Source organism: Skermanella stibiiresistens SB22, from assembly GCF_000576635.1.
Lineage (GTDB): Bacteria > Pseudomonadota > Alphaproteobacteria > Azospirillales > Azospirillaceae > Skermanella > Skermanella stibiiresistens.
Genome location: NZ_AVFL01000008.1, coordinates 1 through 23,426, shown reverse-complemented (window position 1 = coordinate 23,426; position 23,426 = coordinate 1). Strand labels below are relative to the sequence as shown.

The following is a 23,426-nucleotide window of genomic DNA, read 5'->3' as shown; positions in this document are numbered from 1 at the left end:
TGGCGTCATGTCATGACAGAACTGACCAGAAAGCAGATAGACTCGATGCAGAAGAACAAGAGCGGCGGCATTGGCGAGACCATCAAGACGGTCGTCTACGCCGTCGTGATCGCGTTCGGCGTCCGGACCTTCGCCTACGAGCCGTTCAACATCCCATCCGGTTCCATGATTCCGACGCTGCTGGTGGGCGACTATCTGTTCGTCTCCAAGTTCTCCTATGGCTATAGCAAGTACACGGTCGCCTTCGGCGCCGACTTGTTCGACGGCCGCCTGCTCTACACCAAACCGGAGCGCGGCGATGTCGCCGTGTTCAAGCTGCCGCGCGACAACAAGACCGATTATATCAAGCGTATCGTCGGTCTACCCGGTGACCGCATTCAGATGATCGGCGGGATCCTCCACATCAACGGTGAGGCGGTAAAGCGCGAGAAGACCGACGATTTCGTCACGACCGACCAGTTCGGTCGGCAGATGCGGGTGACGCAGTACATCGAAACACTGCCCAACGGCCGGCAGCATCGCATCATCGAGGAGAGCGACAACGCCTCGCTCGACAACACTCCCGTCTATGTCGTTCCCGAGAACCATTTCTTCTGCATGGGCGACAATCGTGACAACTCCCTGGACAGCCGGGTCGGCTCGATGGTCGGGTTCGTGCCGGTGGAGAACCTTGTCGGCCGGGCCGAATTCCTGTTCTTCTCGCTCGATGAGGGCGCCCGCTTCTGGGAGTTCTGGAAGTGGCCGTGGTCGGTCCGCTTCGGCCGCATCTTCGACGGCGTGAACTGAGCGGGGAGGGGGCATGTCAGCGATCGACTCCGATCACGCGAACCTCGCCGAACTCGCCGTGTCCCTGGGGCACGAGTTCCAGCGGCCGGAACTGCTGGTCGACGCGGTCACGCATCCCAGCCTCAGTGGCATGGAGCGTGCGGGCAAGCGGGTGGGCAAGGTGCCCACTCCCGGCTTGGCCTATGAGCGCCTGGAGTTCCTAGGCGACCGGGTGCTGGGTCTGGTGATCGCCAACTGGTTGCTGGAGCGTTTCCCCGCCGAGCGCGAGGGCGCGCTGGCGCGCCGGCTCGCCAGTCTGGTGCGCTGGGAGACGTTGAGCGACGTGGCGTCGACCCTGGACCTTGGCCGTTATCTTCGGCTTTCCGCCGGCGAGGCCGGATCCGGTGGACGGACGAACGGCACCATCCTGGCTGACTGCTGCGAGGCGGTGATCGGGGCGCTGTACCTGGATGGCGGCCTACCCACCGCCGAGCGCTTCATCCGCGCCCGCTGGACCAGCCAGATCGACCGCGCGGCGTCGCCGCCGCAGGACGTCAAGACCGCTCTCCAGGAATGGGCGCAAGGGCGGGGCAAGCCTTTGCCAATCTACGAAACCATGGGCCATACCGGCCCTGATCACAGTCCGCGGTTCGAAGTCAGAGTGCATTTGGAGGGCCATGAGCCGGTCCTTGCCCAAGGCAGTTCGAAGCGAGCCGCCGAGAAAGCCGCGGCGGCCGAAATGCTGCGCCGCGTGGGAGCACCGATAGATGAGTGACGAGACCGCCACACCGATCCCTGGCCCGATTCCCGACCCGTTGGCTGCGGAGACCCCCGCCGGGGGCGAACCCGAGGTTTACGTGCCCGAACACCCCAGTTGCGGCTTCGTGGCCCTGGTGGGGGCGCCGAACGCCGGCAAGTCGACGCTGTTGAACACCATGATCGGCTCCAAGGTGTCGATCGTCTCGCACCGTGTCCAGACCACGCGCACGCGCGTCCTTGGCATCGCGACCGAGGGCGACGCCCAGGTGATCTTCGTCGACACTCCCGGCATCTTCGCGCCCAAGAAGCGGCTGGAGCGGGCGATGGTCGCGGCCGCGTGGCAGGGTGCCACCGACGCCGATCTCGTCGTCCTGCTGGTCGACGCCGCCCGCAAATCGGTCGACGCCGACACCCGTTCGATCATCACGACGCTGCGGGACTCCGGCCGGCAGGCGATCCTGGCGCTCAACAAGATCGACCTGATCAAGCGTGACAAGCTTTTGGCATTGGCCGCCGATCTGAACGCGGAGGGCATCTTCAGCGATGTCTTCATGATCTCGGCGGAGACCGGCGACGGCGTCGCCGACCTGCGGAAGCTGATCGCGTCGCGCATGCCGAAGGGGCCTTGGCACTTCCCTGGCGATCAGCTGTCCGACATTCCCATGCGGCTGCTCGCGGCCGAACTGGTCCGAGAGAAGCTGTTCCTCCAGCTTTACCAGGAACTGCCCTATTCGGCGACGGTGGAGCCGGAAGGTTGGGAGGAGTTCGACGACGGCAGCGTCAAGATCTCCATGGTCATCTTCATCGAGCGGGACAGCCAGAAAGCGATCGTGCTCGGCAAGGGCGGCCAGCGGATCAAGCAGATCGGCGCCACGACGCGGATCGAACTCGAGGAGATGCTGGAGCGCCGTGTCCATCTGTTCCTCCACGTCAAGGTGCGTGAGGAGTGGACCAACGATCCCGAGCGGTACCGGGAGTGGAACCTGGACTACAACGCCTGAGGCAGGCGGTAGAACGCCGCCGCCGTTCCGCCCATCAGACGCCGGCGCTCGGTGTCCGAACAGGTCTTGGTCGCCCACAGCACCGTTTCGACCCAACGGGCGTAGTCGGTCGCCAGGGTGCTGACCGGCCAATCGCCGCCGAACATGAGTCGGTCGAAGCCAAAGCTCTCGATGACATGATCCATGTAGGGCCGCAAGTCGTCGCGGCCCCATCGGGAGTGGTCGGCCTCGGTCGCCATGCCCGACAGCTTGCACCAGACGTTCGGCAACTCGGCCATGGCGCCGATATCAGCCTTCCACTGATCGATCAGGCCGGCGCGGATACCGGGCTTGCCGACATGGTCCAGCACGAGGGCGACATCCGGGCAGCTCCGCGCCAGTTCGACCGCAGCCGGCATCTGGTGGTGATAGACGCAGATATCGAAGCTGAGACCACGTCGGCCCAGCAGCCGCACACCCTCGATGAAGTCGGGCCTGACGCAGAAACGCGGATCCGGCTCATCCTGGATCAAGCGCCTGACGCCGCGCACCAGCGGCAGTTCCGTCAGCTTGTCCAGGTGTGAGTCCATCCTTTCACCCAACTCGACCGGCGCCGCGGCGACGATGGCTCCGATGCGGGGATCCAGGGTCGCCAGTTCGCCGACCCAGTGGGCCTCGGCGAGGCGGTCGCCCTCCGCAGCGTCAACCTCCACGAACACCATCCCAGCGACTTTGATCGAACCGCGGGCTCGGTCGAAATCGCCCGGCAGATGCGGCTTGTTTAAGGCCGGCACCGCCGCCATCCAGGGATAACTCAGCTTGGCTGGATCATAGAGATGCACGTGGCTGTCGATAATCGGGAGTTCATCCATGACGCGGCCAGGCCTCCGGGAAAAGGTCCGTTGATGCTAGACGAATTCAGCCGAGGCCACCAGCGGATGCCTGGAGCGAACCAGCCTTATAATCGAAAGTGGTAATCCCATAGCCAAGTGAAATGGCAAAGATCGAAAACCAGGTGGGTAGAATTATTGGGATCGATCTTGGCAAAATTGGTATAATTCGGGGTAATCCCTAAACCAAAACCGGCTGTGGGGTGATATTTACTTGTCGTTAAGATTCTGAAGTCACTATTGCCTTGTGGGCAGCAGGCGCCACCTCGACAAACCCCTCAGGAAAGAGCTGATCATGTCCGACTTTCGCCGTTCCACCGATCTCCGCATCGCTCAGTCCAGCCGCGTTCATGCCCGCCTGATCGAGCGTTTCATCGAGGTGACGGAAGCGGAACTCGCCGGCCAGTCCGATCCGTTCGTCCGCGAGAGCCTTCTGGATCTCCTGTCCACCATGCGCGACGATCGGCGCGGCTATGGTGTGCTGGGCGGAGTCATGGCGGTCAGCGAAGCGGCCTGATCGGAGTTTCCGCTGGATCAAGGTTCGTGGCGCCAGTGAGGCGAAGCCGGCCAGCCAATCGGCACCGGTTTCGCCACATGAGGCGGAAAACTTTTCCAACCCTCGAATATTTGTGGACTGACCGGTCCGAAAGCCCCATCTATCTCGTGTGACCGAACCGAGGGGCTGACCGCCGATCATGGGTAGACCGCGTAAATTCAATGCCGATGAAGCGCTGGACCGTGCGTTGCACGTGTTCTGGAGCAAAGGCTACGCGGCGACGTCCATGACCGACCTGCTCGACGCCATGGGCTTGAGCAAGAGCAGCTTCTACGAGTTTTTCGGTAACAAGCACGACGCCTTCATGGCCGCCTTGCGTCGCTACGCCGACCGCGAGGTCGCCCGCCTTGACGCGTCGGTGTGCTCCGGCGGATGTGCTCGGCGATTGATCGAGATCCAACTCCGCGGAGTCATCGATCGGCCTACGGGGGAAGGCGACCGGCGCGGTTGCCTGACCGTCAATTGCGCCGTCGAATTGGCGCCCCACGATCCCGTCATCGAAAGCGCCGTCACGGCGCACATGGATCGGATGGAGGAGTTGTTCCATCGCCTGATCGCGCGAGGACAGGCGGAAGGCGGGATATCGTCCCGCCAGGACGCGCGCATGCTGGCCCGATACCTCCTGAATGGCTTGTGTGGTCTCCAAGTGATGGCGAAGGCCGGGCGTGACGCCAAGTCGTTGGAGGACGTCGTCTCCACCATCCTCACCGCCCTCGACTAGATATGCGTACTAGATCGGCAAATCCGCGGTTCCGTATCACCTATTCTGGACCAAATGGTCCAGAACCTTGAATGGAAAGTGAATAACCATGACCAGCAAACCTGAAAGCGACCTGTTCCAGCCGGTCAAGCTGGGACCCTATGCCTTGGCCAACCGCATCGTGATGGCGCCGCTGACCCGCAGCCGGGCGAACAAGGATGACGCTCCTTATGCGATGCACGCGGAGTATTATGGCCAACGCGCCACCGCTGGCCTGATCATCAGCGAGGCGACGCAGATCTCGCGCCAAGGCAAGGGCTACGCGTATACGCCCGGCATCCACAGCGAGGCGCAGGTCGCCGGCTGGAAGCTGGTAACTGACGCCGTCCACGCCAAAGGCGGCCGCATCTTTCTTCAGCTTTGGCATGTCGGGCGCATCTCGCATCCGTCGCTTCAGATAGACAACGCTCTCCCGGTCGCTCCCAGTGCCATCAAGCCGGAGGGGCAGGCTTTCACCGAAGCCGGGTTCGTGCCGTTCGTCACTCCCCGCGCCCTGGAGCTGGACGAGATCCCCGGCGTGATCGAGCAGTACCGGACCGCGGCCGAGAACGCCAAGCTCGCCGGCTTCGACGGTGTCGAGGTGCATGCCGCCAATGGCTACCTGCTGGACCAATTCCTACGCGATGGGACCAACAAGCGGACGGACGCCTATGGTGGTTCGATCGAGAACCGCGCCCGGTTGATGCTAGAGGCGACGGAGGCTGTGGTTGGCGTCTGGGGTGGCGATCGCGTCGGCATCCGCCTGTCACCGACCACTCCGGCGAACGACATCGCGGACAGCGATCCCGAGCCGGTCTTCTCCCACGCCGTCGAGCAACTGAATCGCTTCGGCTTGGCCTATATCCATCTGGTCGAGGGCTCCACCGGTGCCAGCCGAGAGGTTTCCGGGGCGGTCGACTATCATAAGCTGCGTCGGCTGTTCAACGGCCTCTATATCGCCAACAACCTGATAGACCGGGAAACCGCGATCAAGCTGCGCCAGGATGGCGACGCCGATCTGGTGGCGTTTGGCCGGCCATTCATCTCCAATCCCGACCTCGTCGAGCGCCTGCGCATCGACGCGCCGCTGGCCGAGGCGAACAAGGACACCTTCTATGGTGGCGGGGCCGAGGGCTACACCGACTATCCGTTCCTTAGCGACGTGGATCGTCAAGCCGCGGCGGATTGATGGTGAGTGGCGCCGCCGGATCGCCAACCGGCGGCGCCACCGGCGCCTTGCTTCAAGCCGCCTTTTCGAAAGACGCATCCTGGTCGGCGGCATCGTCTCCGTCGCGGGTCCGCTGAAGTCCGATCCTGTAGTATGTCAGCCGTTCACGTTGAAGCGTCCCGACATACTCGATCAAGCTCTCGCGCAGGAATCCGGGTTCACAAGCCTCCGCGCGGCTCAGCACGACGCCGATATAGTCGTCCAGCAACATCAGGTGGATAAGCGCGGCGCGCATGGCGGTGCTTTCATTGACCGTCCGCAGAGGCTGATCGTCCATCTATTCCCCCGAATTGTTTTATGGTTATTGGATCGACTCCGTGGCATGCATATGCGCTATCGCCGAGCCACGACCAAGACTTCCATACGACATTGGTCACCGTCATGCGGGCTAACGCCGTCGGCTTTGCTGCGACACACAATCCACGTTCGAATTTTCAACCACAGGCGCCTAGCGCCTGCGCGTAAAGCCAGCCGGCCACAACCGTGACCAGCGCCTGTTCCGCGAAGGAACCCGTTTTAATCAAAGGAAAGGCGAATGTCCGACGCAAAGGCCACGCGAGACATAGTCCGGCGGGGGTGATGAGGTCGGCGACCAAATGACTGGCGTAGCCGATGATGAACGGCAGCGTGTGATGCCACTGCTGGCCGTCCCAGCGCAAAGCCGAAACGCATCCCACGACGGCGAGCAGGGAATGCGTGACACCGCGATGTCCGAATATCTTCGATACCGGTATCGAGATGAATTTGAGGCGCCGGCCGACCCATGATTTCGGGTGGTCTATGTCAGGTCCCAGGGATCCAAGGATCGCCAGACCAAGCGCCACGGGATCGAGCAGAGGCAACCCCATGTCGTGGGCCAGATAGAGCCATGACGCGGAGCCGATCAGGGCGTGGGAGCCCGCCATCATGGGGCGCCTCCGGCTTCGCTTCGATGGGATACCCGACCAGCCTGAGAAGACATCTGAACCGCACGCGATAAAATATTGATTCCATTATGAGTCTATCGCAATTATCCACAGAACTAAAGCTGAACATCAGGGCGATTTGGTGGCTGGGCGCCAAGTCGCTGAACACGCGCCGCGCGGCCGGTGAACGACAGTCGTGAGATGGCGTCGTAGATTAGGACAGGAAGGGAAACAGGCCCATTAGCGCCGCGACCACGCTGTCGTAGCAACTGAGGCTTGGGCCGAACATCACTGCCATGGCTTCGCCGTTCCTGCCATCCAAGGCTAGTTGGAACGCCGATATCCCGGCGTCCCACAAGCCGGAGCAACCCGATGAGATGGTATTCAGGGCGGTGCCCGCGTCGGCCGCGAAGTCGCTGACCGCGTCGGCGGCGCTGTTCAAGCTGTCTGCCGCTTCACTCATGTTGGTTCCCCAAGTCGACGCCGGCTCGATCAGTTCGACGCTTCCACCGTGAAACTGATCGAGCCGCCAAAAGTTTCTCCCGGTGCCAGTTCCGCGAACCCGGTGCCAGTCTCGCCTGTCGCCACCCGATTGACAGCGTTCGTCATATGGCTGACCGGCTCGAAGCAGAAGTAGTCCTGATTGTGGGGGGCATAGACGACGGCATGGCGGAATGGCACCGTCGCCGTGACCGTCAGGCCGACCCCCATTCCCGGCCAATCGATCCGAGCGTGTCCATTCCAGCCGGTGAAGTTGTTGTCGATGACCACGTCGTCAAGAGTGATGCCATGCGGGAAATCCCAAGCCAGCGGCAAGGGCACCAGTTCGGTCGGAATTCGCGCGTCGTCGCCCAGCCAAACACTCTCGAGCTGGGCTGTCAGCCGGGTCCCGTGCGGCTTTGGGAAAAAAGGGTGCAGACCGAGCCCGGCGGGCATTGGAACATCGCCGGTATTGGTCATCCCCATCGTGATGGTCAGGCTATCATCGGTGATCTCGAACCGCTGGGTGGCCCGGTACGGGTAGGGCCACGCATCGGCGCCATGATCGAACGCCAGGGAAGCCGTCTGATCGTTCCGATCGACCACCGTCCAGGGCGTCTGCCAGCCGTGGCCATGGATCACGTCCGGGATGAATGGCGCGTTGGGCGGCAGGTCGACGGCCAATCCATGGAACGTGAAGTGCCCTCCGGCGATTCGGTTCGAAAACGGAACGAGGGGATGGCAGGACAGGTCGGCCGGCTGGCATCGGTCGATGGCGTGCGGCTGGGCGGGGCGCAACAGGTGGAGCGGCGGCAGGTCGCCACGGTGCAACAGCAGGCGGATGATCGAGCCGCCACACTGGGGGCTGAGCGCGCATTCCAGGGGTCCACGGCGAAGGACCAACGGCGTCGCGGAACCGTCCCCGGAATCCGCGACTGTATTCGCCATCGCCTCGGCCAGTGAATCTGCCACTGGTTCTGCCATCAGTGCGCCTCGGACTGGTTGCGGCGTTGTCGTGAATGGCGGATATGACATAGCCTAACGGCAAATGAAAGACGCGCCCGCGAGATCGGAATAGCCGATATCGCGGTGCGGTGAGAGGGCAGGGAGGCGGCACGTGTTTCTTGGGATCGATTTGGGCACATCAGGCGTCAAGGCGGTGTTGGTCGACGCCGATCAGAAGGTGGTGGCCCAGGCCGTGGCGCCGCTGACGGTCTCGCGGCCGCACCCCTTGTGGTCGGAACAGGACCCGGAGAGCTGGTGGCGCGCCACCAATTCGGTGGCGACGGAGCTGCGCCGCTCACATCCGGCGGAGATGGCCCAGGTGTCGGGCATCGGGCTGTCGGGACAGATGCATGGCGCCACCCTTCTGGACGGGCGGGATCGGGTCCTACGCCCCGCCATCCTCTGGAACGATGGCCGCAGCGGTGCCGAATGCGTCGAATTGACCCGCCGGATGCCAAGCCTTCCGGAGATCGCCGGCAATCTGGCGATGCCGGGTTTCACGGCGCCGAAGCTGCTGTGGGTTGCCCGCCACGAGCCCGAGATCTTCCGCGACGTCGCCAAGGTGCTGCTGCCCAAGGACTACGTGCGCTTGCGAATGACCGGTCGTTACGCATCCGATATGTCCGACGCCGCCGGCACCCTGTGGCTCGACGTGGCGGGGCGGCGCTGGTCTCCCGAACTTCTCGCCGCCACCGACCTGGACGAGGGCGAGATGCCCGAACTGTTCGAAGGCTCCGAGCCGACGGGATTGCTCTTACCCGAGGTGGCGGCCGGCTGGGGGATGGGAGCGTCCGTCGAGGTCGCGGGCGGTGGTGGCGACAACGCGGCCGGGGCCGCCGGAGTCGGAGTGTTGAAGCCCGGATCGGCCTTCCTATCGCTCGGCACATCCGGCGTGCTGTTCGTCGCCAATGATGGATTCGCGCCCAATCCAGCGCGCGGCGTCCATGCCTTCTGCCACTGCTTCCCGGGTCTCTGGCACCAGATGTCGGTGATCCTCAGCGCCGCGAGTTGCCTGACTTGGGTGACGCGCCTGACAGGAGCGTCGAGCGAAGCCGCATTGCTAGCCGAAGTGGAGGCGGCCGATCGCGACACCGGCTCGCTGCTGTTCCTGCCGTACCTGTCCGGCGAGCGTACGCCCCACAACGATCCGGACGCCAAGGGCGTGTTCTTCGGTCTCACCCATGATCACGACCGTGTCGATCTGGCCCGCGCCGTGCTGGAGGGGGTGGCCTTCGCCTTCGCCGACGGGCAGGCGGTGCTCGCCGAGTCAGGCACCGAGATCGGCGCGATATCGGTCATCGGCGGAGGTGCGCGGAGTCGCCTGTGGGGCCGCATCCTGGCCGACGTTCTGGGGAGACCCTTGACGTATCACAAAGGTGGCGAGGTTGGCCCGGCCTTCGGCGCCGCCCGCCTGGGCCGCCTGGCGGTGACCGGAGAGGACATGAACGAGGTCTGCCTGGCACCGCCCACCGATTTCGTGATCGAGCCGGACGGGGCCGCCACCGAGCGGCACGCGTCCAAATTGGCATTATACCGAGAGGTGTACCAAGGTCTCTCGGGCCTGTTTCGGACTCGGGTGGCGTCATGATTTGGCCATATGGTTAACCTTTACCTATTATGGTCGGATGGGGGTTCGGACCTCAAACCCCGTCCAGGGCAGAACGATTTAGCGGAGCGACCATGTGCCGTTGGCTGGCCTATCAGGGCCGTCCGATCCAGATCGACACCCTCCTGTTCAAACCGGTCAACTCGCTGATCCACCAGTCGCTGTCGGCGCAGCGTGGCCACGTGCCAACCAACGGCGATGGCTTCGGGCTGGGATGGTACGGACATTTGCGGAAGCCGGGCCTCTACCGGGACACCATGCCGGCCTGGAACGACCTGAACCTTCGTTCCGTATCCGAACAGATCAAGTCGGGCCTGTTCTTCGCCCATGTCCGCGCCTCCACCGGCACGTCGACGGCCAGGGTGAACTGCCATCCCTTCCGCTACGATCGCTGGTTGTTCATGCACAATGGACAGATCGGAGGCTGGGCGGTCGTGCGGCGAGCGATCGAGAACCTGATCGCCGACGACCTCTATCCCTTCCGTGAGGGCAGCACCGACAGCGAAGTGATCTTCTACCTGTTGTTGACCAATGGCGTGACCGATAACGTCGACGACGCCTTCGCGCGAACTTGCCGCCAGATCCAGGACGTCATGGCGGCGCATGGCATCATCGAACCCTTGCGCCTGACCGCCTGCCTGACCGATGGCGAGAGGATGTTCGCCCTCCGCCATTCCAGCGATCACGCCTCGCCGACGCTGTTCTACGCGTCGGGTGGCGGCATCAGCGTGGACCAGGGATGTTGCAGGTTCGAGAGTACCCAAGGCGACGTGCTGATCCTGTCCGAGCCGCTGGACGCGATCGAAGCGGTCTGGCACGAGGTTCCGGAAGGTCACATGCTGACGGCGACGGGAGGCAGGGTGGAACTGCACCCGTTCGATCCGTCGCCGAAATGAACAAGTCCTAGCCGAAATCCGGCAGGCTGGGAGCACGCTGCACCAGCGCCTCGATCAGGACGAGCGCGACGTCCAGCGACTCGACCAAGCCGGACGTCATTTGGCTGACGGGTTCGGGCTGGCCCATCAGTCGATCACGGACCTCGGTCAGGGTCCGTAGCTCCGGCAGGAAAAGCTCGCGTGCGCCCAAGGGCAGGACGACGGCTTTGTCCAGCATCGTATAGAAGCGGGTGCTGGTGCGGACCAGCATCACCAGCATCACGGTATCGAGTTGCTGGAACTTGCCGTTCAGCTCGGCCGCGTGCTCGTCAGCCACGCGGCTCAGCCGTTCCTCGATCAGGGCGATCAGCGCCTGGAATTCGTCTACCTTGGCGCGGAACCGGAAGTAGCCGGAGAACGAATCGCGGCTGGCCTCGTGATGCGCCCGCTCCGCCAAGGCCGCGGCCTGCCGCGCCTGTGTCTCCAAGGCCGACAGCATGGTGGCGATCTCGTGCCGCGTCGGGGGAGTGCTCTTGCTGTGCCGCGCCAAATCTTTCGACCCCCAAAGCGAACCGGGACCGGTCCATCCGCCAGAATGAGGTATAGAACCTTGGGGTGTCTCGCGATATCGACAACGGTCCTCGCATACCGTGGCAAATCATCGCTTGGCCGGCGCTCGGCCCTTCGACGCCGAAATTTATCACCTTCCGATAACTGAGCCCATTCCGTCCGCTCGATGGTTTCAGTTCAACGATCAAGCCTGGGTTGTTGGCTGATTGATGAACTTCACCGGGGGGCATGGGATGCGTTGGCAAGGGCGCCGGCAGAGCGATAACGTCGAGGACCGTCGTGGTGATTCGGGACCCATGGGAAGGTCGGGGCTACCAGGAGGCATGCTCGGCGGCCGCGGCATGCGGACCGGCGGCATCGGGTTGGCCGGGACGGTGGTCATCCTGTTGCTGGGCTTGGTATTCGGGTTCGATCCCAGCGTCCTGCTGAACGGTGGCTACGTCGAGGAACCACCCGTCCGCACCAATTCGGCCTCGGCGCCCCGGTCCGGCAACGACCAGGATCTGAGCGGCTTCGTCAGCGTCGTGCTGGCCGAGACTGAGGACGTCTGGGGCGAGATCTTTGCCCAATCCGGCAGACAGTATGAGCAACCCGTGCTGGTGCTGTTCAGCGGCGCCGTGCAGTCGGCTTGCGGGTCGGCCCAGGCGGCCATGGGCCCGTTCTACTGCCCGGCGGACCGGAAGCTCTACATCGACCTGGATTTCTACCGGGATCTTCGCAACCGCATGGGCGCGCCGGGCGACTTCGCGCAGGCCTATGTGATCGCCCACGAGGTTGGTCACCACGTCCAGAACCTGTTGGGTGTCTCGCGCGATGTCCAAGCGGCCCAACAGCAATCGTCACGCGCCGACGCGAACGCGTTGTCGGTGCGGTTGGAACTGCAAGCCGACTGCTTCGCCGGCATCTGGGCCTATCACATGGCCCAGCAGGATCAGGTGCTGGAACCCGGCGACATCGACGAGGCGCTGAACGCCGCCAGCGCCGTCGGCGACGATCGACTCCAGGAGCGGGCGACCGGGAGGATCACGCCCGACAGCTTCACCCACGGCAGCTCCGCCCAGCGCGTCGAGTGGTTCCGCCGTGGGCTGGAAGCCGGAGCCCCCAACTCCTGTGACACGTTCAAGGGAGGCTGAGGCAAAGGAGGCCGAGGCGCCTCAGTCGGCCAATTCGAGCACGACGGGGGTGTGGTCGGACGCCTTTTCCTCGCCGCGCGGCCCGCGGTCGATGTCGCAGGCGACCAACCGATCGGCCGCCTGGGGCGACAGCAGGAAATGATCAATCCGGATGCCCTGGTCGCGTGGCCAGCGGCCGGCCTGATAATCCCAGAAGGTATAGGCCTTGATCTCGTCTGGGTGCAGCGCGCGGAATGCCTCGGTCAGGCCGAGGTTGAGCAAGGCCCGGAATTGGGCCCGCGTCTCTGGACGAAACAAGGCGTCGGTTTCCCACGCCTGGGGATCATAGACGTCCTCTACGGCGGGAATGACGTTGTAGTCGCCACCGAGCACGAAGGGCTGTTCCGTCCAGAGCAGCCCGGCCGCGTGGGCCCGCAGGCGTTCCATCCAGCGAAGCTTGTACGGGTATTTCTCCGTTCCCACCGGATTGCCGTTGGGCAGGTAGATTGACGCGACGCGGACGCCGGAGACCGTCGCCTCGACATAGCGGCCCTGTACATCCTCTGGATCGCCGGGCAGGTGCTCGAGCACGTCCTCGGCTGGCTGCTTCGACAGCAACGCCACGCCGTTGTAGCTCTTCTGTCCGACGACGGCGCAGTGATAGCCCAGCTTCTCGAATTCCGCCTTGGGGAACGAGGCGGTCTCGCACTTGATCTCCTGGAACAGGACGACGTCCGGCGAGGTCCGTTCCAGCCAGCCCAGCACGTTCGGCAGGCGGGCTTTGACGGAATTGACGTTCCAGGTGGCGATTCTCATGCGGTGGTCTTCCCTGACGGCCTTGGCGGATCATGCGCTCGAAGGCCGGCATGGAAGACGAACCGGGGACGGAACTCAAGGCTTGGTTTCGATCAACCCGCCTTCAGCTCCGACCATGCCGCGTCTAGACCCTTGGCGAAGCGGGAGCACATTTCGGCCGCCTCGTCGTCGGTGATGATCAGCGGCGGGGTGAAGGCGATGCGGTCGCCGATGGCGCGGACGATCAAGCCGACCTCCTGGCACTTGCCCTGGACCAGCGTCCCGACCTTGCGGGCCGGATCGAAGGGCTGGCGGGCGGCCTTATCGGCCATCAACTCGACGCCCGCGATCAGGCCGACGCCGCGCGCGTTGCCGACCAGCGGGTGGTCCTCCAGGGCCTTGAAGCCTTCCTGCATGACCGGCGAGACGCGCCTGACATGGCCGACGATGTCGCGCTCCTCGTAGATCCTCAGCGTCTCCAAGGCGACGGCGCAGGCGACGGGATGGCCGCCATAAGTGTAACCATGGCCGAAGCTGCCGAGCTTGTCGCTCTCGCTGACCAGGGCCTCGTAGATCGGTTCCGAGATCATCAGTGCCGAGATCGGCTGGTAGGAGGCCGACAGCGCCTTGGCGCAGGAGACCATGTCGGGCACCAGCCCATAGGTCTCGCTACCCCATAGGTTGCCGGTGCGGCCGAAGCCGCAGATGACCTCGTCCACCAGGAACAGGATGTCGTATTTGCGGAGGATCGGCTGGATCTTGTCGAAGTACCCGGCTGGCGGCGTGATGGCGCCGCCGCCGCCCTGGACCGGTTCGGCGATGAAGGCGGCGACCGTCTCCGGCCCCTCGGCCAGGATCAGCGCCTCCAGGTTCGCCGCCATCCGGCTGGAGAAGTCCTCCTCGCTCTCGCCGTCCTCGTGGAAACGGTAGTAGTTGGGATTGTCGGCGTGCCGGAACATCGGCAGCGGCACGTCGAAATCGCTGTGCATGTGCGGCTGGCCCGACGCGCTGACCGAGGCGACGGTGTTGCCGTGGTAGCCGCGCACCCGGCCGATGATCTTCTTCTTTTCCGGCTTGCCGATCGCGTTGTGATAGTACCAGACCAGCTTGATGGCGGCGTCGTTCGCCTCCGAGCCGGAGCACTGGAACAGCACCTTGGACATCGGCTTCGGGGCGATCGACAGCAGCTTCTCGGCCAAGTCGACGCTGGGCAGGTTCCCCTTGCCGAAGAACGTGTGGTAATAGGGCAGTTCCAGCATCTGCTTGTAGGCGGCCTCCGCCAGCCGCTTCTCCGAGAAGCCCAGCGACGCGCTCCACAGGCCGGCCATCGCCTCCAGGTAGCGGTTACCCGATTCGTCGAACACCCAGATGCCCTCGCCCCGCTTCATCAGGGTTCCACCGTCGTCCCGATAGGCTTTCAGGTCGGTCTGCTGGTGGATCAGGGAAGCGCGGTCGCGGGCGTCGTAGGAGTTCGGGAGAGTGGGGGAGAACATCATGCCTCTTCAGATCAACGGATGGGGTCTCGAGCTTGTGACGGCGCCTCAATCGGCCATGGCGGACTGGGGAGCGCCGCCGACGACCACCGGGGTCAAGTCCCGGCCCTCCTCGGCGGCGGCCGCCGCTTTGCGGGCCTTGCGGCGGGCGTCGTCACGGCGCTTGAGGATCTCGTAGGCGACGGCGGCCGCGACGGTGATCGCCACGATCATCACGGCGAGCGCGCTGATCGCGGGGGTCGAGCCCTGCCTCACCCGTCCGGCCAGGACGGTTGTCAGCGTCTTGTCCGCCAGGATGGCGAAGGTGGTGGTGTTATAGTTCTCGAACGACGCCAGGAAGGCCAGCACCGACGCCGACAGCATGGCGGGGCGCAGGAACGGCAGCAGCACGTCGCGGAACACCTGGGCGTGGGTGGCGCCCAAGTCGAGCGCCGCCTCCTCCAGCGAGCGGTCGAAGCGTTGCAGCCGCGCCAGCAGGATCAGCATGCAATAGGCCGAGATGAAACTGGACTGCGACAGCACCGTCATCACGATGCCGTCGTAGAACATCCTGATGCCGGTGGTCTGGGTGACGTCGCGCCAGAAGATCACTGTCGAGATGCCGATGATGACGCCCGGCGTCAGCACCGGCGAGACGACGACCAGATAATAAAGCGGCCGGGCGCGGGCGTGGATCTGGGTCAGGACGATCGCTCCCGCCAGCCCCACCGGAACCGAGACGCAGACCACCAGCACGCCGATCAGCAGGCTTGTCCGGAGCCCCTGGACCACCTCGCCGTCGGACAACAATATCCGGAACCACTCCAGCGTGGCGCCTTCGAACGGCACCACCGCCGGATAGTTCGAGCTGTTGAACGCGGTGATCCCCATCACGATCAGCGGACCGAACAGATAGGTGAAGAACCCGGCGAGATAGATCCCGATCAGCCACCGGTTGACCAACTGTCCGGTCATCGCGTGATCTCCCCCAGGCTCAGCTTGCCGATCCGCATCGCCGCCAGGACGAACAGGATGCAGGCCAGCAACAGCAGCAGCGCGTAGGCGGCGCCCTGCGACCAGTTGAAGGCTTGGTAGAAGCGGTCATAGACGATCGGGGTGAACCACAAGGTGCTGGGACCGCCCAGGATCAGCGGAGCGGCCAAGGCGCCCGCCGTCAGCATGAAGACCAGCGTGCAGCCGGACGCGATGCCCGGTTTGGCGTGGGGCAGCACGATGAAGGCGTGGATGTGCCACCAAGGGGCGCCCAGATCGCGCGCCGCCTCGATCTGGTTGCGGTCCAGGCTCTCGATAGCGTTGTAGAGCGGGAAGACCATCATCAGCAGGTAGGCGTAGGACAGGCCGGCGTACATCCCGATGTCGAGACCCAGGAAGTCGACGGGCTGATCGACCAATCCCAGGCCGATCAGTGCCTGGTTGACCACTCCGGACGAGGCCAACAGGATTCGGATCGCGAAGGCGCGCAGGATCTCGTTGACCCAGTAGGGTGCGATCAGCATCAGCATCAACAGGCGCAGGCGCGCCGGCGTGCTGACCTTGGCCATGTAGAAGGCTACGGGGTAGCACAGCGCCAGATTGAAGGCCGTGACCACGATCGAGGCGCCGATGGTCAGCGCGAAGGCCTTGATGTGGATGATGTTCCACTGCGCCGTCGAGCGGGTCGAGCCGAACAGGAAATACTGGTAGTTCTCCAGCGTATAGAGGTCCTTCGGCCCCCCCATCTGGTTGGGCGGCAGCTTCGGCCGGAACGACAGGTCGATCATGTAGAGCTGGGGCAGGACGATCATGAGGATCGTCCATAGCGTCACCGCCGCGATCAGGTAGATCGAGACCGCGATGCCATTCCGCTTGAAGAACGAGATGGGGGCGTTGGCCCCGGCGCGGCGGCGTTCCAGCCAGGCGGTCATGGCGTAGAACGCGACGACGACCACCGGCAGCGCCAGGATCAAGGCGTGTCCGACACTGCTATGCATCGGCGTAGCCCTCGCGCGGGAGCACGATGGCGTCCTCCGGGGCGAAGCCGAGACGGACGTGGGCGCCGGGCTCCGGAACGGTCTCGCCGCGTCCGAAGGTGACGGTGACGGTACCGCCGCCACTCAAGGTGAATGTGGCGTGGGTCTGGCTGCCCTCATAGGCGACCTCGCCGGTGCGGGCGGCGAGGGGACCTTCGGCGTCGACGAACAGGGCCTCCGGCCGCACGAACAGCACGGCCTCCGAGCTTCGGCGCAGCTTCCGCAGATTGCGGCCCGACAGCGGGCCGGCCGGGCTGGCGACTTGGGCGATATCCCCATCCGTTTCGGCGACGGTGCCGATGAAGGCGTTGTTCTCGCCCACGAAGGAGGCGACGAAGGCGGTTCGCGGCGTCTCGTACAGGGTGCGACCGTCGGCCACCTGTTCGATCACCCCCTTGTTCATCACCGCGACGCGGTCCGACATGGTCAGAGCCTCGCCCTGGTCGTGGGTGATGTAGATGAAGGTGATGCCGACGCGCCGTTGGATCGCCCGAAGCTCGTTCCGCATGTGATGGCGCAGCTTCAGGTCCAGGGCGGACAGCGGCTCGTCCAGCAGCAGCACCTTGGGCTCGACCGCCAGCGCGCGGGCGATGGCGATCCGCTGCTTCTGTCCGCCGGACAACTCGTCGATCCGCTTGTCGCCTTGGCCGGGCAGGGCGATCAAGTCGAGCAACCGGTCCGCCACCTTGCGCCGCTCGGTCTTGGAGGTGCCCCGAACCCGGAGGCCGTAGGCGATGTTCTCCGCCACCGACATCATCGGGAATAGGGCCAGGTTCTGGAAGATCAGCGCGGTCGGGCGGCTGTTGGGACCCTGCCCCCGCATGTCCGCCCCGCCTATCCGGACACTGCCGTCCGTGGGTTCGATGAAGCCGGAGATCGTCCGCAGCAAGGTCGTCTTCCCGCAGCCCGAAGGGCCGAGGAAGCTGAAGAACTCGCCAGGTTCGATCGCCAGCGTCGCGTCATCCACCGCGGTGAAGTCGCCGAAGCGGATGCTGACCTTGTCCAATTCGACGGCTGCCGCCATGGAGCTTTTCCCTCCGGAAGCTAGGCTCACGCCGCCTTGTACTTCTCGGCGTACTGGGTGCGCAGTTCGGCGAACCAGGAGGGCTCCGGCGGCCGGTTCCACAACTTGTCGACGGCGTCGCTGGGGAAGGCCTCCAGGAAGTTCTTCTTGGCGACATCGGACAGCAAGTCGCCGGCCCCCTTGGAGACGGGGTTGTAGCCAGAGCCATCGGCGATCTTGGCCGACACCGCGGGCGAATGGACGTAGTTCAGCCACTCGTAGATCTGGTCGATGTTCTTGGCTTCCTTGGTCATCGCCCAGCCGTCGAGCCACGCGATGGCGCCTTCCTGGGGAGCCATGTAGGAGACCGGCTTGCCGTCCTTCTTGAGGCTGAGCGCCGGGCCGTCCCAGGTCATGCCGATGACGACGCCGTTCTCCATCAGGCCGGACTTGGTGTTGTCGGCGCTGTCCCAGAACTGCTTGATCCAGGGCTTCTTCTCGATCGCGACCTTGAGGATCTGGTCGTAGATCCGGGTCATCGACTCCTCGTCCTTGAAAGCGTCGAGCATGCGGTTGGACGGCAGCTTGCCTGTCGCGTCGAGCCACAGTCCGATACCGAGCAGCAGCGAGTGCGGCCGGCCCTGGACCTTGCCCTTGTACTGCTCCTCCCACAGGGAGCCGTAGCTGAGCGTCTTGTAGTCGAGCTTGGTGAGATCGGTGCGCCACGAGATGGCCTCCGATCCCCACGTGTGCGGCAGATGGTAGAGCCCACCGTCCCAGGTCCAGACGCTGGTGGAGGCCTGGAGCATCGCCGGCAGCAACTGGTCGAGCTTCAGCTTGTTGGTGTCGAACGGCGCCAGCAATTCCAGTTCCTGGAACTGGGGAGCGCGGTCGCGGGTCGGGGCGCACAGGTCGAAGCCCTCGCCACCGGTCGCCTGGAGCTTGTTGATCTGCTCCTCGTTCTGGGAGAACGGGGTCGTGTTGACCTTGATGCCGGTCTTCGCCACGAAGTCCGGGATCACCGGATCGGGCAGCTCGTCGCTCCAGTTGAGCAGGTTCAACTGACCGGAGGACGACAGGGCGTCGCGGACGATCCAGGGTCCCGTGGCCGCGATGGCTCCCGCCGCGACCGAAGCTTTCAGAAGGGTGCGGCGCGTGAACGCCTTGGCCGCGCGCATCGTCTCCACGCTGTCATTCGACTTGGTTCCACCGCTCATGATCAGCCCCTAGCCCGTGTTGGTTTGCATCGGCGGGGATGCAGGATGCGGGCCAGCGGACTTTGACGGGACGATCAATAAAGATCATAGGGGCATTGAACTGATTTTAGGCAAACGCGGGTTGGTTTGCGGCGAAATTCATCGAATGTCGTTTCGTGAGGTCACTTGGCGATGGTTCCACGCCGGACCCCAGGAGGTCCGGCGCTGGCGGGCGTGCCGCGCTCAGACCGCGAAGGACGATCCGCAGCCGCAGGATGCGGTGGCGTTGGGGTTCTTGATCTGGAAGGACGCTCCCATCAGATCCTCGACGAAATCGATGACCGAGCCGTTGAGCAGGTCGAGCGAAGCATCGTCGGTGACGACGCCAACGCCCATGTGCTCGAACACGTGGTCGTCCTCGTTGACCGCCTTGTCGAAGCCGAAGCCGTACTGGAAACCAGAGCAGCCGCCGCCCGAAACGGTGATGCGAAGCATCAGCGCGTCATCCCCCTCCATCTGGCGGAGGACGGCGACACGCTTGGCGGCGCTGTCGGAGATGGCGAGAGCCCGAGCGCCCAGGCCCGCCGCCGCTGCGGTATCGATCTGCGGAGTGTTGAGCGCCGTATCGGCCATGGTCTGCTCCTGGTCAAAGCCAAAGATTGAAAGTCGGAAACGGGCTTGAAAAACGCCCATGTCGGGATTGTCGTCCGTACCCCATATCAGTTCCTTATGTAAGCAGACCCAACCAATTCTTCAAAGGGCCGGAACCACCGCCGGTCAATAGGTCGCGCTGGTTAACGGGCTGGTTAACGAATAGCGATGGTCATTGAAATCCATGCCCCACAATCGGTAGTGTCCGGTCATGATCGCTGATCAATCCCTTCTCCGGACAGGACCGGGCGCGCTTTCGCCCGGATCGGCGGTGTTCGCGTGCCGGCCGGACCAGACGCGCGGCCGGCTGAAGCCGGAGCCGGAGAGTCCGACGCGATCGGTCTTCCAACGCGATCGCGACCGCATCCTCCATTCCGGCGCGTTCCGCAAGCTGAAATACAAGACGCAGGTCTTCGTCTATCACGAGGGCGACTATTATCGCACCCGCCTGACCCACAGCCTCGAGGTGGCCCAGATCGCCCGGTCGGTAAGCCGCACGCTTGGATTGAACGAGGATCTGGCGGAGGCGGTGGCGCTGGCTCACGACCTGGGGCATACCTGCTTCGGACACGCGGGTGAGGAGGCTCTCAACGAGGCTATGCGTCCCTACGGGGGCTTCAGCCACAATGACCAGACCCTGCGCATCCTGACGCGGCTGGAACGCCGCTACGCCGAGTTCGACGGGCTGAACCTGACGTGGGAGACGCTGGAAGGCGTGGTCAAGCACAACGGCCCGCTGCTGCCGGAACTGCCGGGCCATAGGCTGCCGACGACGATCCGCGAGTTCCAGGAGGTGTGGGACCTCGAGTTGGGCACCAACCCCGGAATGGAGGCGCAGGTCGCGGCCTTGGCCGACGACATCGCCTATAACAATCACGACATCGATGATGGGGTTCGCGCCGGGCTTTTCACGCTGGATGAGATCGCCGAACTGCCGCCGCTGGATGGCATCATCGCCGGATTGCGCGACCGGTATCCCGGCCTGGATCATACCCGAATGATCCACGAGACGATCCGTCGCATGATCGACCTGATGGTCACCGACCTGATCGCCGAGACCCGGCGGCGGATCGCGGAAGTCGATCCCCGATCGGCCGCGGAGGTGCGGAGCGCGCCCCGCGCGCTGGTCGCCTTCGGTGACGGGATGAGGGAGCATGATCGGGTCTTGCGCGGATTCCTGAAACAGCGCATGTACCGCCACTACAAAGTGAACCGCGTCACCAGCAAGACGCGACGTGTAGTCTCCGAGTTGTTCGGGCTGTTCATGGCCGAGCCGGAATGCCTGCCGACGGAGTGGCAGGTTGACCTGGCGGCGATGGGCGCCAGCGACGACACGTCCCGCGCCCGGCTGGTGGCCGATTATATCGCAGGCATGACCGATCGCTTCGCCTTGGCGGAGTATGAGCGGATGTTCGACATGGAATCCAAGACCTGATGAATCTGTTCAACGAGTTCGCCAAAGATCTTCGCGTCATCCTGGATGACCTCGCCGCCAACGGGGAGCTTCCGGCTGGGCTCGACCTTTCCAAGGTGACGGTGGAGCCGCCGCGCGACGCGTCCCATGGCGACCTGTCGACCAACGCGGCGCTGGTGCTGGCCAAGCAGGCTGGACGAAAGCCGCGCGAGATCGCCGACCTGCTGGTGGCGCGCCTCCAGGGGTTGGCCGATGTCACGTCGGTGGAGATCGCGGGACCGGGATTCGTCAACCTGCGCCTGTCGGACGACACGTGGCGCCAGCGCGTCGGCGACATCCTGGTGGCGGGTGTCACCTATGGCAACAGCAGCGTCGGCGCCGGCACCGCCGTCAATATCGAATACGTCTCGGCCAACCCGACCGGCCCGCTTCACGCGGCGCACGCGCGCGGCGCCGTGGTCGGTGACGCTCTGGCCTCCCTTTTGGAGAAGGCGGGATACACCGTCACCCGCGAATACTACATCAACGACGCCGGCGCGCAGGTCGAGGTGCTCGGCCGCTCGACCTATCTGCGCTATCGGGAAGCCCTGGGCGAGACCGTCGCCGAGGTTCCGGCCGGCATGTATCCGGGCGAGTACCTGAAGGATGTCGCGGCGGATCTGGTCGAGCGCGATGGATCGAAGTGGCTGGACGCTCCCGAATCCGAGTGGCTGCCCGCCATCCGCGATTTCGCGATCGAGCGGATCCTGATCGGCATCAAGGAGGATCTGGCGGCGCTGGGCGTGCGGAAGCAGATCTTCTCGTCCGAGCGGGCGCTGATCGCCAGCGGCGCCGTCGAGGACGCCTATCAATCGCTGATCGACCAGGACCTGATCTACCAGGGTGTCCTGGAGCCGCCCAAGGGCAAGAAGCCCGACGATTGGGAGCCGCGGCCGCAGACCTTGTTCCGCGCCACCCAATTCGGCGACGACGTGGACCGCCCGCTGAAGAAGTCGGACGGCAGCTGGACCTATTTCGCCAACGACATCGCCTATCACCTGGACAAGTTCCGGCGCGGCAGTTCCGTGCTGATCGACGTGCTGGGCGCCGACCATGGCGGCTATGTCAAGCGGATGCAGGCGGCGACCACGGCGGTGACCGGCGGGCAGGGAACGCTGGACGCCAAGATCTGCCAGCTCGTCCACCTGCTCCAGAACGGCGAGCCGGTCAAGATGTCGAAGCGGGCCGGCACCTTCGTGACGCTGCGCGACGTCATCGACCAAGTGGGCCGCGATGTCGTCCGCTTCATCATGCTGACGAGGCGTAACGACCAGACGCTGGAATTCGACTTCGCCAAGGTGACGGAGCAGTCGAAGGACAATCCGGTGTTCTATGTGCAGTACGCGCATGCCCGGTGCCATTCCGTCCTGCGCCACGCCAGCGCCGCGGCCCCGGAGCGGAACCTGGGTCCGGATGTGCTGGCCGCCACGGCGGCTTTGTCCCGCCTGGAGGCTCCCGAGGAACTGGCGCTGATCAAGCTGATGGCCAATTGGCCCCGGATCATCGAGTCGGCGGCGCAGGCGCACGAGGCGCACCGCATCGCTTTCTACCTGTACGATCTGGCCGCCGCCTTCCACGGCCTGTGGAACAAGGGCAAGGACGACACGACCATGCGCTTCCTGCTTGAGGAAGACCCTGAACTGACCACCGCCCGGCTGGCGCTGATCAAGGCGGTGTCGATCGTCATCGCATCCGGCCTGGGTGTGATGGGAGTGGAGCCTGTCGAGGAACTGCGCGGATGAGCCAGTACGATCGCCGAGACGACCAACACCGGAACGACCCCCGCCGAACCGACCCGGGCCAGGATCCTTACCAGGACGGCTATGGCCAGGATGGTTACGCGGCCGATCCGGATCCCGCCGCGGAGGACGCCCGATACATGCCGCGCGACCTGCGGGTCGAGCCGAGGGGTCATCAGCGCGGCTCCTACCGGCCGAACCCCGACGCCCGCCCTTCGCGCGGACGGCGACGGTTGCTGGCGCCGATCCTGGCCGCCGTCGGGCTTATGCTGTTTTTCGCGATCGTCTGGTTCACCTACAACAGCGGACAGGACGGCACGACCGAGGGCGGCATGCCGTTGATCAAAGCCGACGGCACGCCGACCAAATTGCGGCCGGACCAGCCCGGCGGCATGAACGTGCCGCACCAGGACAAGCTGATCTACGATCGGTTGAAGGCGGAGAATGGCAACACCGAGACCGCCGCGGTGGAGCGCCTGCTGCCGCCCCCGGAGTCGCCGCTGCCGCGCCCGGAGCCTCCCGCCGCCGCGCAGGAGCCGGCGCCCATCACGATGCCGCCTGGCTTGGCCGAGACCGAGCAGCCGGCGTTGATCGAGGAGGACGACGCGCCGCCGCCT

The 23,426-nt window shown here is 64.5% G+C and carries 24 protein-coding genes and 1 pseudogene; 12 read left to right on the top strand and 13 right to left on the bottom strand.

Features of this window, described 5'->3' with window-relative positions; all coding sequences use genetic code 11:
- Positions 1-12 precede the first annotated feature (12 nt).
- From lepB to era, 3 genes are read left to right on the top strand one after another with little or no spacing between them, the layout of a single operon-like run.
- Positions 13-786 (top strand): signal peptidase I, encoded by a 774-nt coding sequence (gene lepB / locus N825_RS12470; protein ID WP_051512217.1) that lies wholly within the window; start codon positions 13-15, stop codon positions 784-786.
- Positions 787-799: 13 nt separating this feature from the next.
- Positions 800-1,540 carry a ribonuclease III gene (gene rnc, locus N825_RS12465; RefSeq protein WP_037451927.1) on the top strand — a complete coding sequence of 247 codons (741 nt, stop codon included), beginning with the start codon at positions 800-802 and terminating at the stop codon, positions 1,538-1,540.
- Entirely contained in the window at positions 1,533-2,525 is a 993-nt protein-coding gene (gene era, locus N825_RS12460) for a GTPase Era (protein WP_084164683.1), read from the top strand. Before rnc ends, era begins: the two co-directional genes overlap by 8 nt.
- On the opposite strand, the gene N825_RS12455 is transcribed toward era, so the two are convergent.
- On the bottom strand, positions 2,513-3,376 hold the full coding sequence (locus N825_RS12455; protein ID WP_037451925.1) for an amidohydrolase family protein: 864 nt from the start codon (positions 3,374-3,376) through the stop codon (positions 2,513-2,515). The two genes, era and N825_RS12455, sit on opposite strands and share 13 nt — an antisense overlap.
- A 313-nt stretch (positions 3,377-3,689) precedes the next feature.
- Here N825_RS12455 and N825_RS12450 point away from each other — a divergent pair, with 313 nt between their 5' ends.
- The 3 genes from N825_RS12450 (at position 3,690) to N825_RS12440 (ending at position 5,878) form a co-directional block, all read left to right on the top strand.
- A complete protein-coding gene (locus N825_RS12450) occupies positions 3,690-3,911 on the top strand; it encodes a hypothetical protein (RefSeq protein ID WP_037452399.1) in 222 nt (73 codons plus the stop codon).
- A 178-nt stretch (positions 3,912-4,089) separates the two neighbouring features.
- On the top strand, positions 4,090-4,671 hold the full coding sequence (locus N825_RS12445; RefSeq protein WP_037451922.1) for a TetR/AcrR family transcriptional regulator: 582 nt from the start codon (positions 4,090-4,092) through the stop codon (positions 4,669-4,671).
- 88 nt (positions 4,672-4,759) lie between these two features.
- The gene (locus N825_RS12440; protein ID WP_037451919.1) at positions 4,760-5,878 is read left to right on the top strand and encodes an alkene reductase; all 1,119 of its coding nucleotides are present in this window, start codon (positions 4,760-4,762) and stop codon (positions 5,876-5,878) included.
- A 52-nt stretch (positions 5,879-5,930) separates the two neighbouring features.
- On the opposite strand, the gene N825_RS12435 is transcribed toward N825_RS12440, so the two are convergent.
- The 4 genes from N825_RS12435 to N825_RS12420 form a co-directional block, all read right to left on the bottom strand.
- A complete protein-coding gene (locus N825_RS12435; protein ID WP_037451916.1) occupies positions 5,931-6,194 on the bottom strand; it encodes a hypothetical protein in 264 nt (87 codons plus the stop codon).
- A 157-nt stretch (positions 6,195-6,351) separates the two neighbouring features.
- Complete coding sequence (locus N825_RS12430) at positions 6,352-6,825, bottom strand: metal-dependent hydrolase (RefSeq protein ID WP_051512207.1); 474 nt, start codon at positions 6,823-6,825, stop codon at positions 6,352-6,354.
- Between the two features lie 211 nt (positions 6,826-7,036).
- Positions 7,037-7,285 (bottom strand): hypothetical protein, encoded by a 249-nt coding sequence (locus tag N825_RS12425; RefSeq protein WP_037451913.1) that lies wholly within the window; start codon positions 7,283-7,285, stop codon positions 7,037-7,039.
- Positions 7,286-7,314: 29 nt separating this feature from the next.
- Positions 7,315-8,274, bottom strand: a complete 960-nt coding sequence (locus N825_RS12420) for an aldose 1-epimerase (protein WP_198038304.1) — start codon at positions 8,272-8,274, stop codon at positions 7,315-7,317.
- A 145-nt stretch (positions 8,275-8,419) separates the two neighbouring features.
- Here N825_RS12420 and xylB point away from each other — a divergent pair, with 145 nt between their 5' ends.
- Positions 8,420-9,895 (top strand): xylulokinase, encoded by a 1,476-nt coding sequence (gene xylB, locus N825_RS12415; RefSeq protein ID WP_037451910.1) that lies wholly within the window; start codon positions 8,420-8,422, stop codon positions 9,893-9,895.
- 92 nt (positions 9,896-9,987) lie between these two features.
- The gene (locus N825_RS12410) at positions 9,988-10,809 is read left to right on the top strand and encodes a class II glutamine amidotransferase (RefSeq protein ID WP_037451909.1); all 822 of its coding nucleotides are present in this window, start codon (positions 9,988-9,990) and stop codon (positions 10,807-10,809) included.
- 7 nt (positions 10,810-10,816) lie between these two features.
- On the opposite strand, the gene N825_RS12405 is transcribed toward N825_RS12410, so the two are convergent.
- Entirely contained in the window at positions 10,817-11,338 is a 522-nt protein-coding gene (locus N825_RS12405) for a hypothetical protein (protein ID WP_037451907.1), read from the bottom strand.
- A 229-nt stretch (positions 11,339-11,567) separates the two neighbouring features.
- Here N825_RS12405 and ypfJ point away from each other — a divergent pair, with 229 nt between their 5' ends.
- Positions 11,568-12,491: a KPN_02809 family neutral zinc metallopeptidase gene (ypfJ, locus tag N825_RS12400; protein ID WP_425423731.1), complete on the top strand. Its 924-nt coding sequence runs from the start codon at positions 11,568-11,570 to the stop codon at positions 12,489-12,491.
- 21 nt (positions 12,492-12,512) lie between these two features.
- Here ypfJ and N825_RS12395 read toward each other — a convergent pair whose 3' ends face one another.
- The 7 genes from N825_RS12395 to erpA all read right to left on the bottom strand — a co-directional run bounded on the left by N825_RS12395 (position 12,513) and on the right by erpA (position 19,599).
- Complete coding sequence (locus tag N825_RS12395) at positions 12,513-13,286, bottom strand: exodeoxyribonuclease III (RefSeq protein ID WP_037451904.1); 774 nt, start codon at positions 13,284-13,286, stop codon at positions 12,513-12,515.
- Positions 13,287-13,378: 92 nt separating this feature from the next.
- The gene (locus N825_RS12390; RefSeq protein ID WP_037451901.1) at positions 13,379-14,761 is read right to left on the bottom strand and encodes an aminotransferase; all 1,383 of its coding nucleotides are present in this window, start codon (positions 14,759-14,761) and stop codon (positions 13,379-13,381) included.
- Positions 14,762-14,806: 45 nt separating this feature from the next.
- The gene (locus tag N825_RS12385) at positions 14,807-15,712 is read right to left on the bottom strand and encodes an ABC transporter permease (protein ID WP_037451898.1); all 906 of its coding nucleotides are present in this window, start codon (positions 15,710-15,712) and stop codon (positions 14,807-14,809) included.
- Complete coding sequence (locus N825_RS12380; protein ID WP_084164681.1) at positions 15,709-16,728, bottom strand: ABC transporter permease; 1,020 nt, start codon at positions 16,726-16,728, stop codon at positions 15,709-15,711. The genes N825_RS12385 and N825_RS12380 overlap by 4 nt, the downstream gene beginning before the upstream one ends.
- Positions 16,721-17,791, bottom strand: a complete 1,071-nt coding sequence (locus tag N825_RS12375; RefSeq protein ID WP_037451895.1) for an ABC transporter ATP-binding protein — start codon at positions 17,789-17,791, stop codon at positions 16,721-16,723. The genes N825_RS12380 and N825_RS12375 overlap by 8 nt, the downstream gene beginning before the upstream one ends.
- Positions 17,792-17,817: 26 nt before the next feature.
- Positions 17,818-18,987, bottom strand: coding sequence for an extracellular solute-binding protein (locus tag N825_RS12370; RefSeq protein ID WP_084164680.1), 1,170 nt, complete (start codon positions 18,985-18,987; stop codon positions 17,818-17,820).
- A gap of 222 nt (positions 18,988-19,209) precedes the next feature.
- On the bottom strand, positions 19,210-19,599 hold the full coding sequence (erpA, locus tag N825_RS12365) for an iron-sulfur cluster insertion protein ErpA (RefSeq protein WP_084164679.1): 390 nt from the start codon (positions 19,597-19,599) through the stop codon (positions 19,210-19,212).
- 229 nt (positions 19,600-19,828) lie between these two features.
- On the opposite strand from erpA, the gene N825_RS12360 reads away from it, so the two are divergent.
- From N825_RS12360 to N825_RS36470, 3 genes and pseudogenes are all read left to right on the top strand, one after another.
- Positions 19,829-21,052, top strand: a complete 1,224-nt coding sequence (locus N825_RS12360; RefSeq protein WP_051512203.1) for a deoxyguanosinetriphosphate triphosphohydrolase — start codon at positions 19,829-19,831, stop codon at positions 21,050-21,052.
- Positions 21,052-22,812, top strand: a complete 1,761-nt coding sequence (argS, locus tag N825_RS12355; protein WP_037451892.1) for an arginine--tRNA ligase — start codon at positions 21,052-21,054, stop codon at positions 22,810-22,812. The genes N825_RS12360 and argS overlap by 1 nt, the downstream gene beginning before the upstream one ends.
- Positions 22,809-23,426: pseudogene (locus N825_RS36470) on the top strand (hypothetical protein); the annotation flags it as partial. The gene argS and the pseudogene N825_RS36470, both read left to right, overlap by 4 nt.

What these genes read in the sequence shown, in the direction of transcription:
- era (WP_084164683.1), top strand. Translation starts at nt 1,533, where the DNA reads ATGAGTGACGAGACCGCCACACCGATCCCTGGCCCGATTCCCGACCCG.
- N825_RS12410 (WP_037451909.1), top strand. Translation starts at nt 9,988, where the DNA reads ATGTGCCGTTGGCTGGCCTATCAGGGCCGTCCGATCCAGATCGACACC.
- N825_RS12375 (WP_037451895.1), bottom strand. Translation starts at nt 17,791, where the DNA reads ATGGCGGCAGCCGTCGAATTGGACAAGGTCAGCATCCGCTTCGGCGAC.
- N825_RS12445 (WP_037451922.1), top strand. Translation starts at nt 4,090, where the DNA reads ATGGGTAGACCGCGTAAATTCAATGCCGATGAAGCGCTGGACCGTGCG.
- N825_RS12395 (WP_037451904.1), bottom strand. Translation starts at nt 13,286, where the DNA reads ATGAGAATCGCCACCTGGAACGTCAATTCCGTCAAAGCCCGCCTGCCG.
- N825_RS12380 (WP_084164681.1), bottom strand. Translation starts at nt 16,728, where the DNA reads ATGCATAGCAGTGTCGGACACGCCTTGATCCTGGCGCTGCCGGTGGTC.
- rnc (WP_037451927.1), top strand. Translation starts at nt 800, where the DNA reads ATGTCAGCGATCGACTCCGATCACGCGAACCTCGCCGAACTCGCCGTG.
- argS (WP_037451892.1), top strand. Translation starts at nt 21,052, where the DNA reads ATGAATCTGTTCAACGAGTTCGCCAAAGATCTTCGCGTCATCCTGGAT.
- N825_RS12435 (WP_037451916.1), bottom strand. Translation starts at nt 6,194, where the DNA reads ATGGACGATCAGCCTCTGCGGACGGTCAATGAAAGCACCGCCATGCGC.
- N825_RS12440 (WP_037451919.1), top strand. Translation starts at nt 4,760, where the DNA reads ATGACCAGCAAACCTGAAAGCGACCTGTTCCAGCCGGTCAAGCTGGGA.
- N825_RS12390 (WP_037451901.1), bottom strand. Translation starts at nt 14,761, where the DNA reads ATGATGTTCTCCCCCACTCTCCCGAACTCCTACGACGCCCGCGACCGC.
- N825_RS12430 (WP_051512207.1), bottom strand. Translation starts at nt 6,825, where the DNA reads ATGATGGCGGGCTCCCACGCCCTGATCGGCTCCGCGTCATGGCTCTAT.
- N825_RS12385 (WP_037451898.1), bottom strand. Translation starts at nt 15,712, where the DNA reads ATGACCGGACAGTTGGTCAACCGGTGGCTGATCGGGATCTATCTCGCC.
- erpA (WP_084164679.1), bottom strand. Translation starts at nt 19,599, where the DNA reads ATGGCCGATACGGCGCTCAACACTCCGCAGATCGATACCGCAGCGGCG.
- N825_RS12360 (WP_051512203.1), top strand. Translation starts at nt 19,829, where the DNA reads ATGATCGCTGATCAATCCCTTCTCCGGACAGGACCGGGCGCGCTTTCG.
- N825_RS12370 (WP_084164680.1), bottom strand. Translation starts at nt 18,987, where the DNA reads ATGAGCGGTGGAACCAAGTCGAATGACAGCGTGGAGACGATGCGCGCG.
- N825_RS12425 (WP_037451913.1), bottom strand. Translation starts at nt 7,285, where the DNA reads ATGAGTGAAGCGGCAGACAGCTTGAACAGCGCCGCCGACGCGGTCAGC.
- N825_RS12455 (WP_037451925.1), bottom strand. Translation starts at nt 3,376, where the DNA reads ATGGATGAACTCCCGATTATCGACAGCCACGTGCATCTCTATGATCCA.
- ypfJ (WP_425423731.1), top strand. Translation starts at nt 11,568, where the DNA reads ATGAACTTCACCGGGGGGCATGGGATGCGTTGGCAAGGGCGCCGGCAG.
- N825_RS12450 (WP_037452399.1), top strand. Translation starts at nt 3,690, where the DNA reads ATGTCCGACTTTCGCCGTTCCACCGATCTCCGCATCGCTCAGTCCAGC.
- lepB (WP_051512217.1), top strand. Translation starts at nt 13, where the DNA reads ATGACAGAACTGACCAGAAAGCAGATAGACTCGATGCAGAAGAACAAG.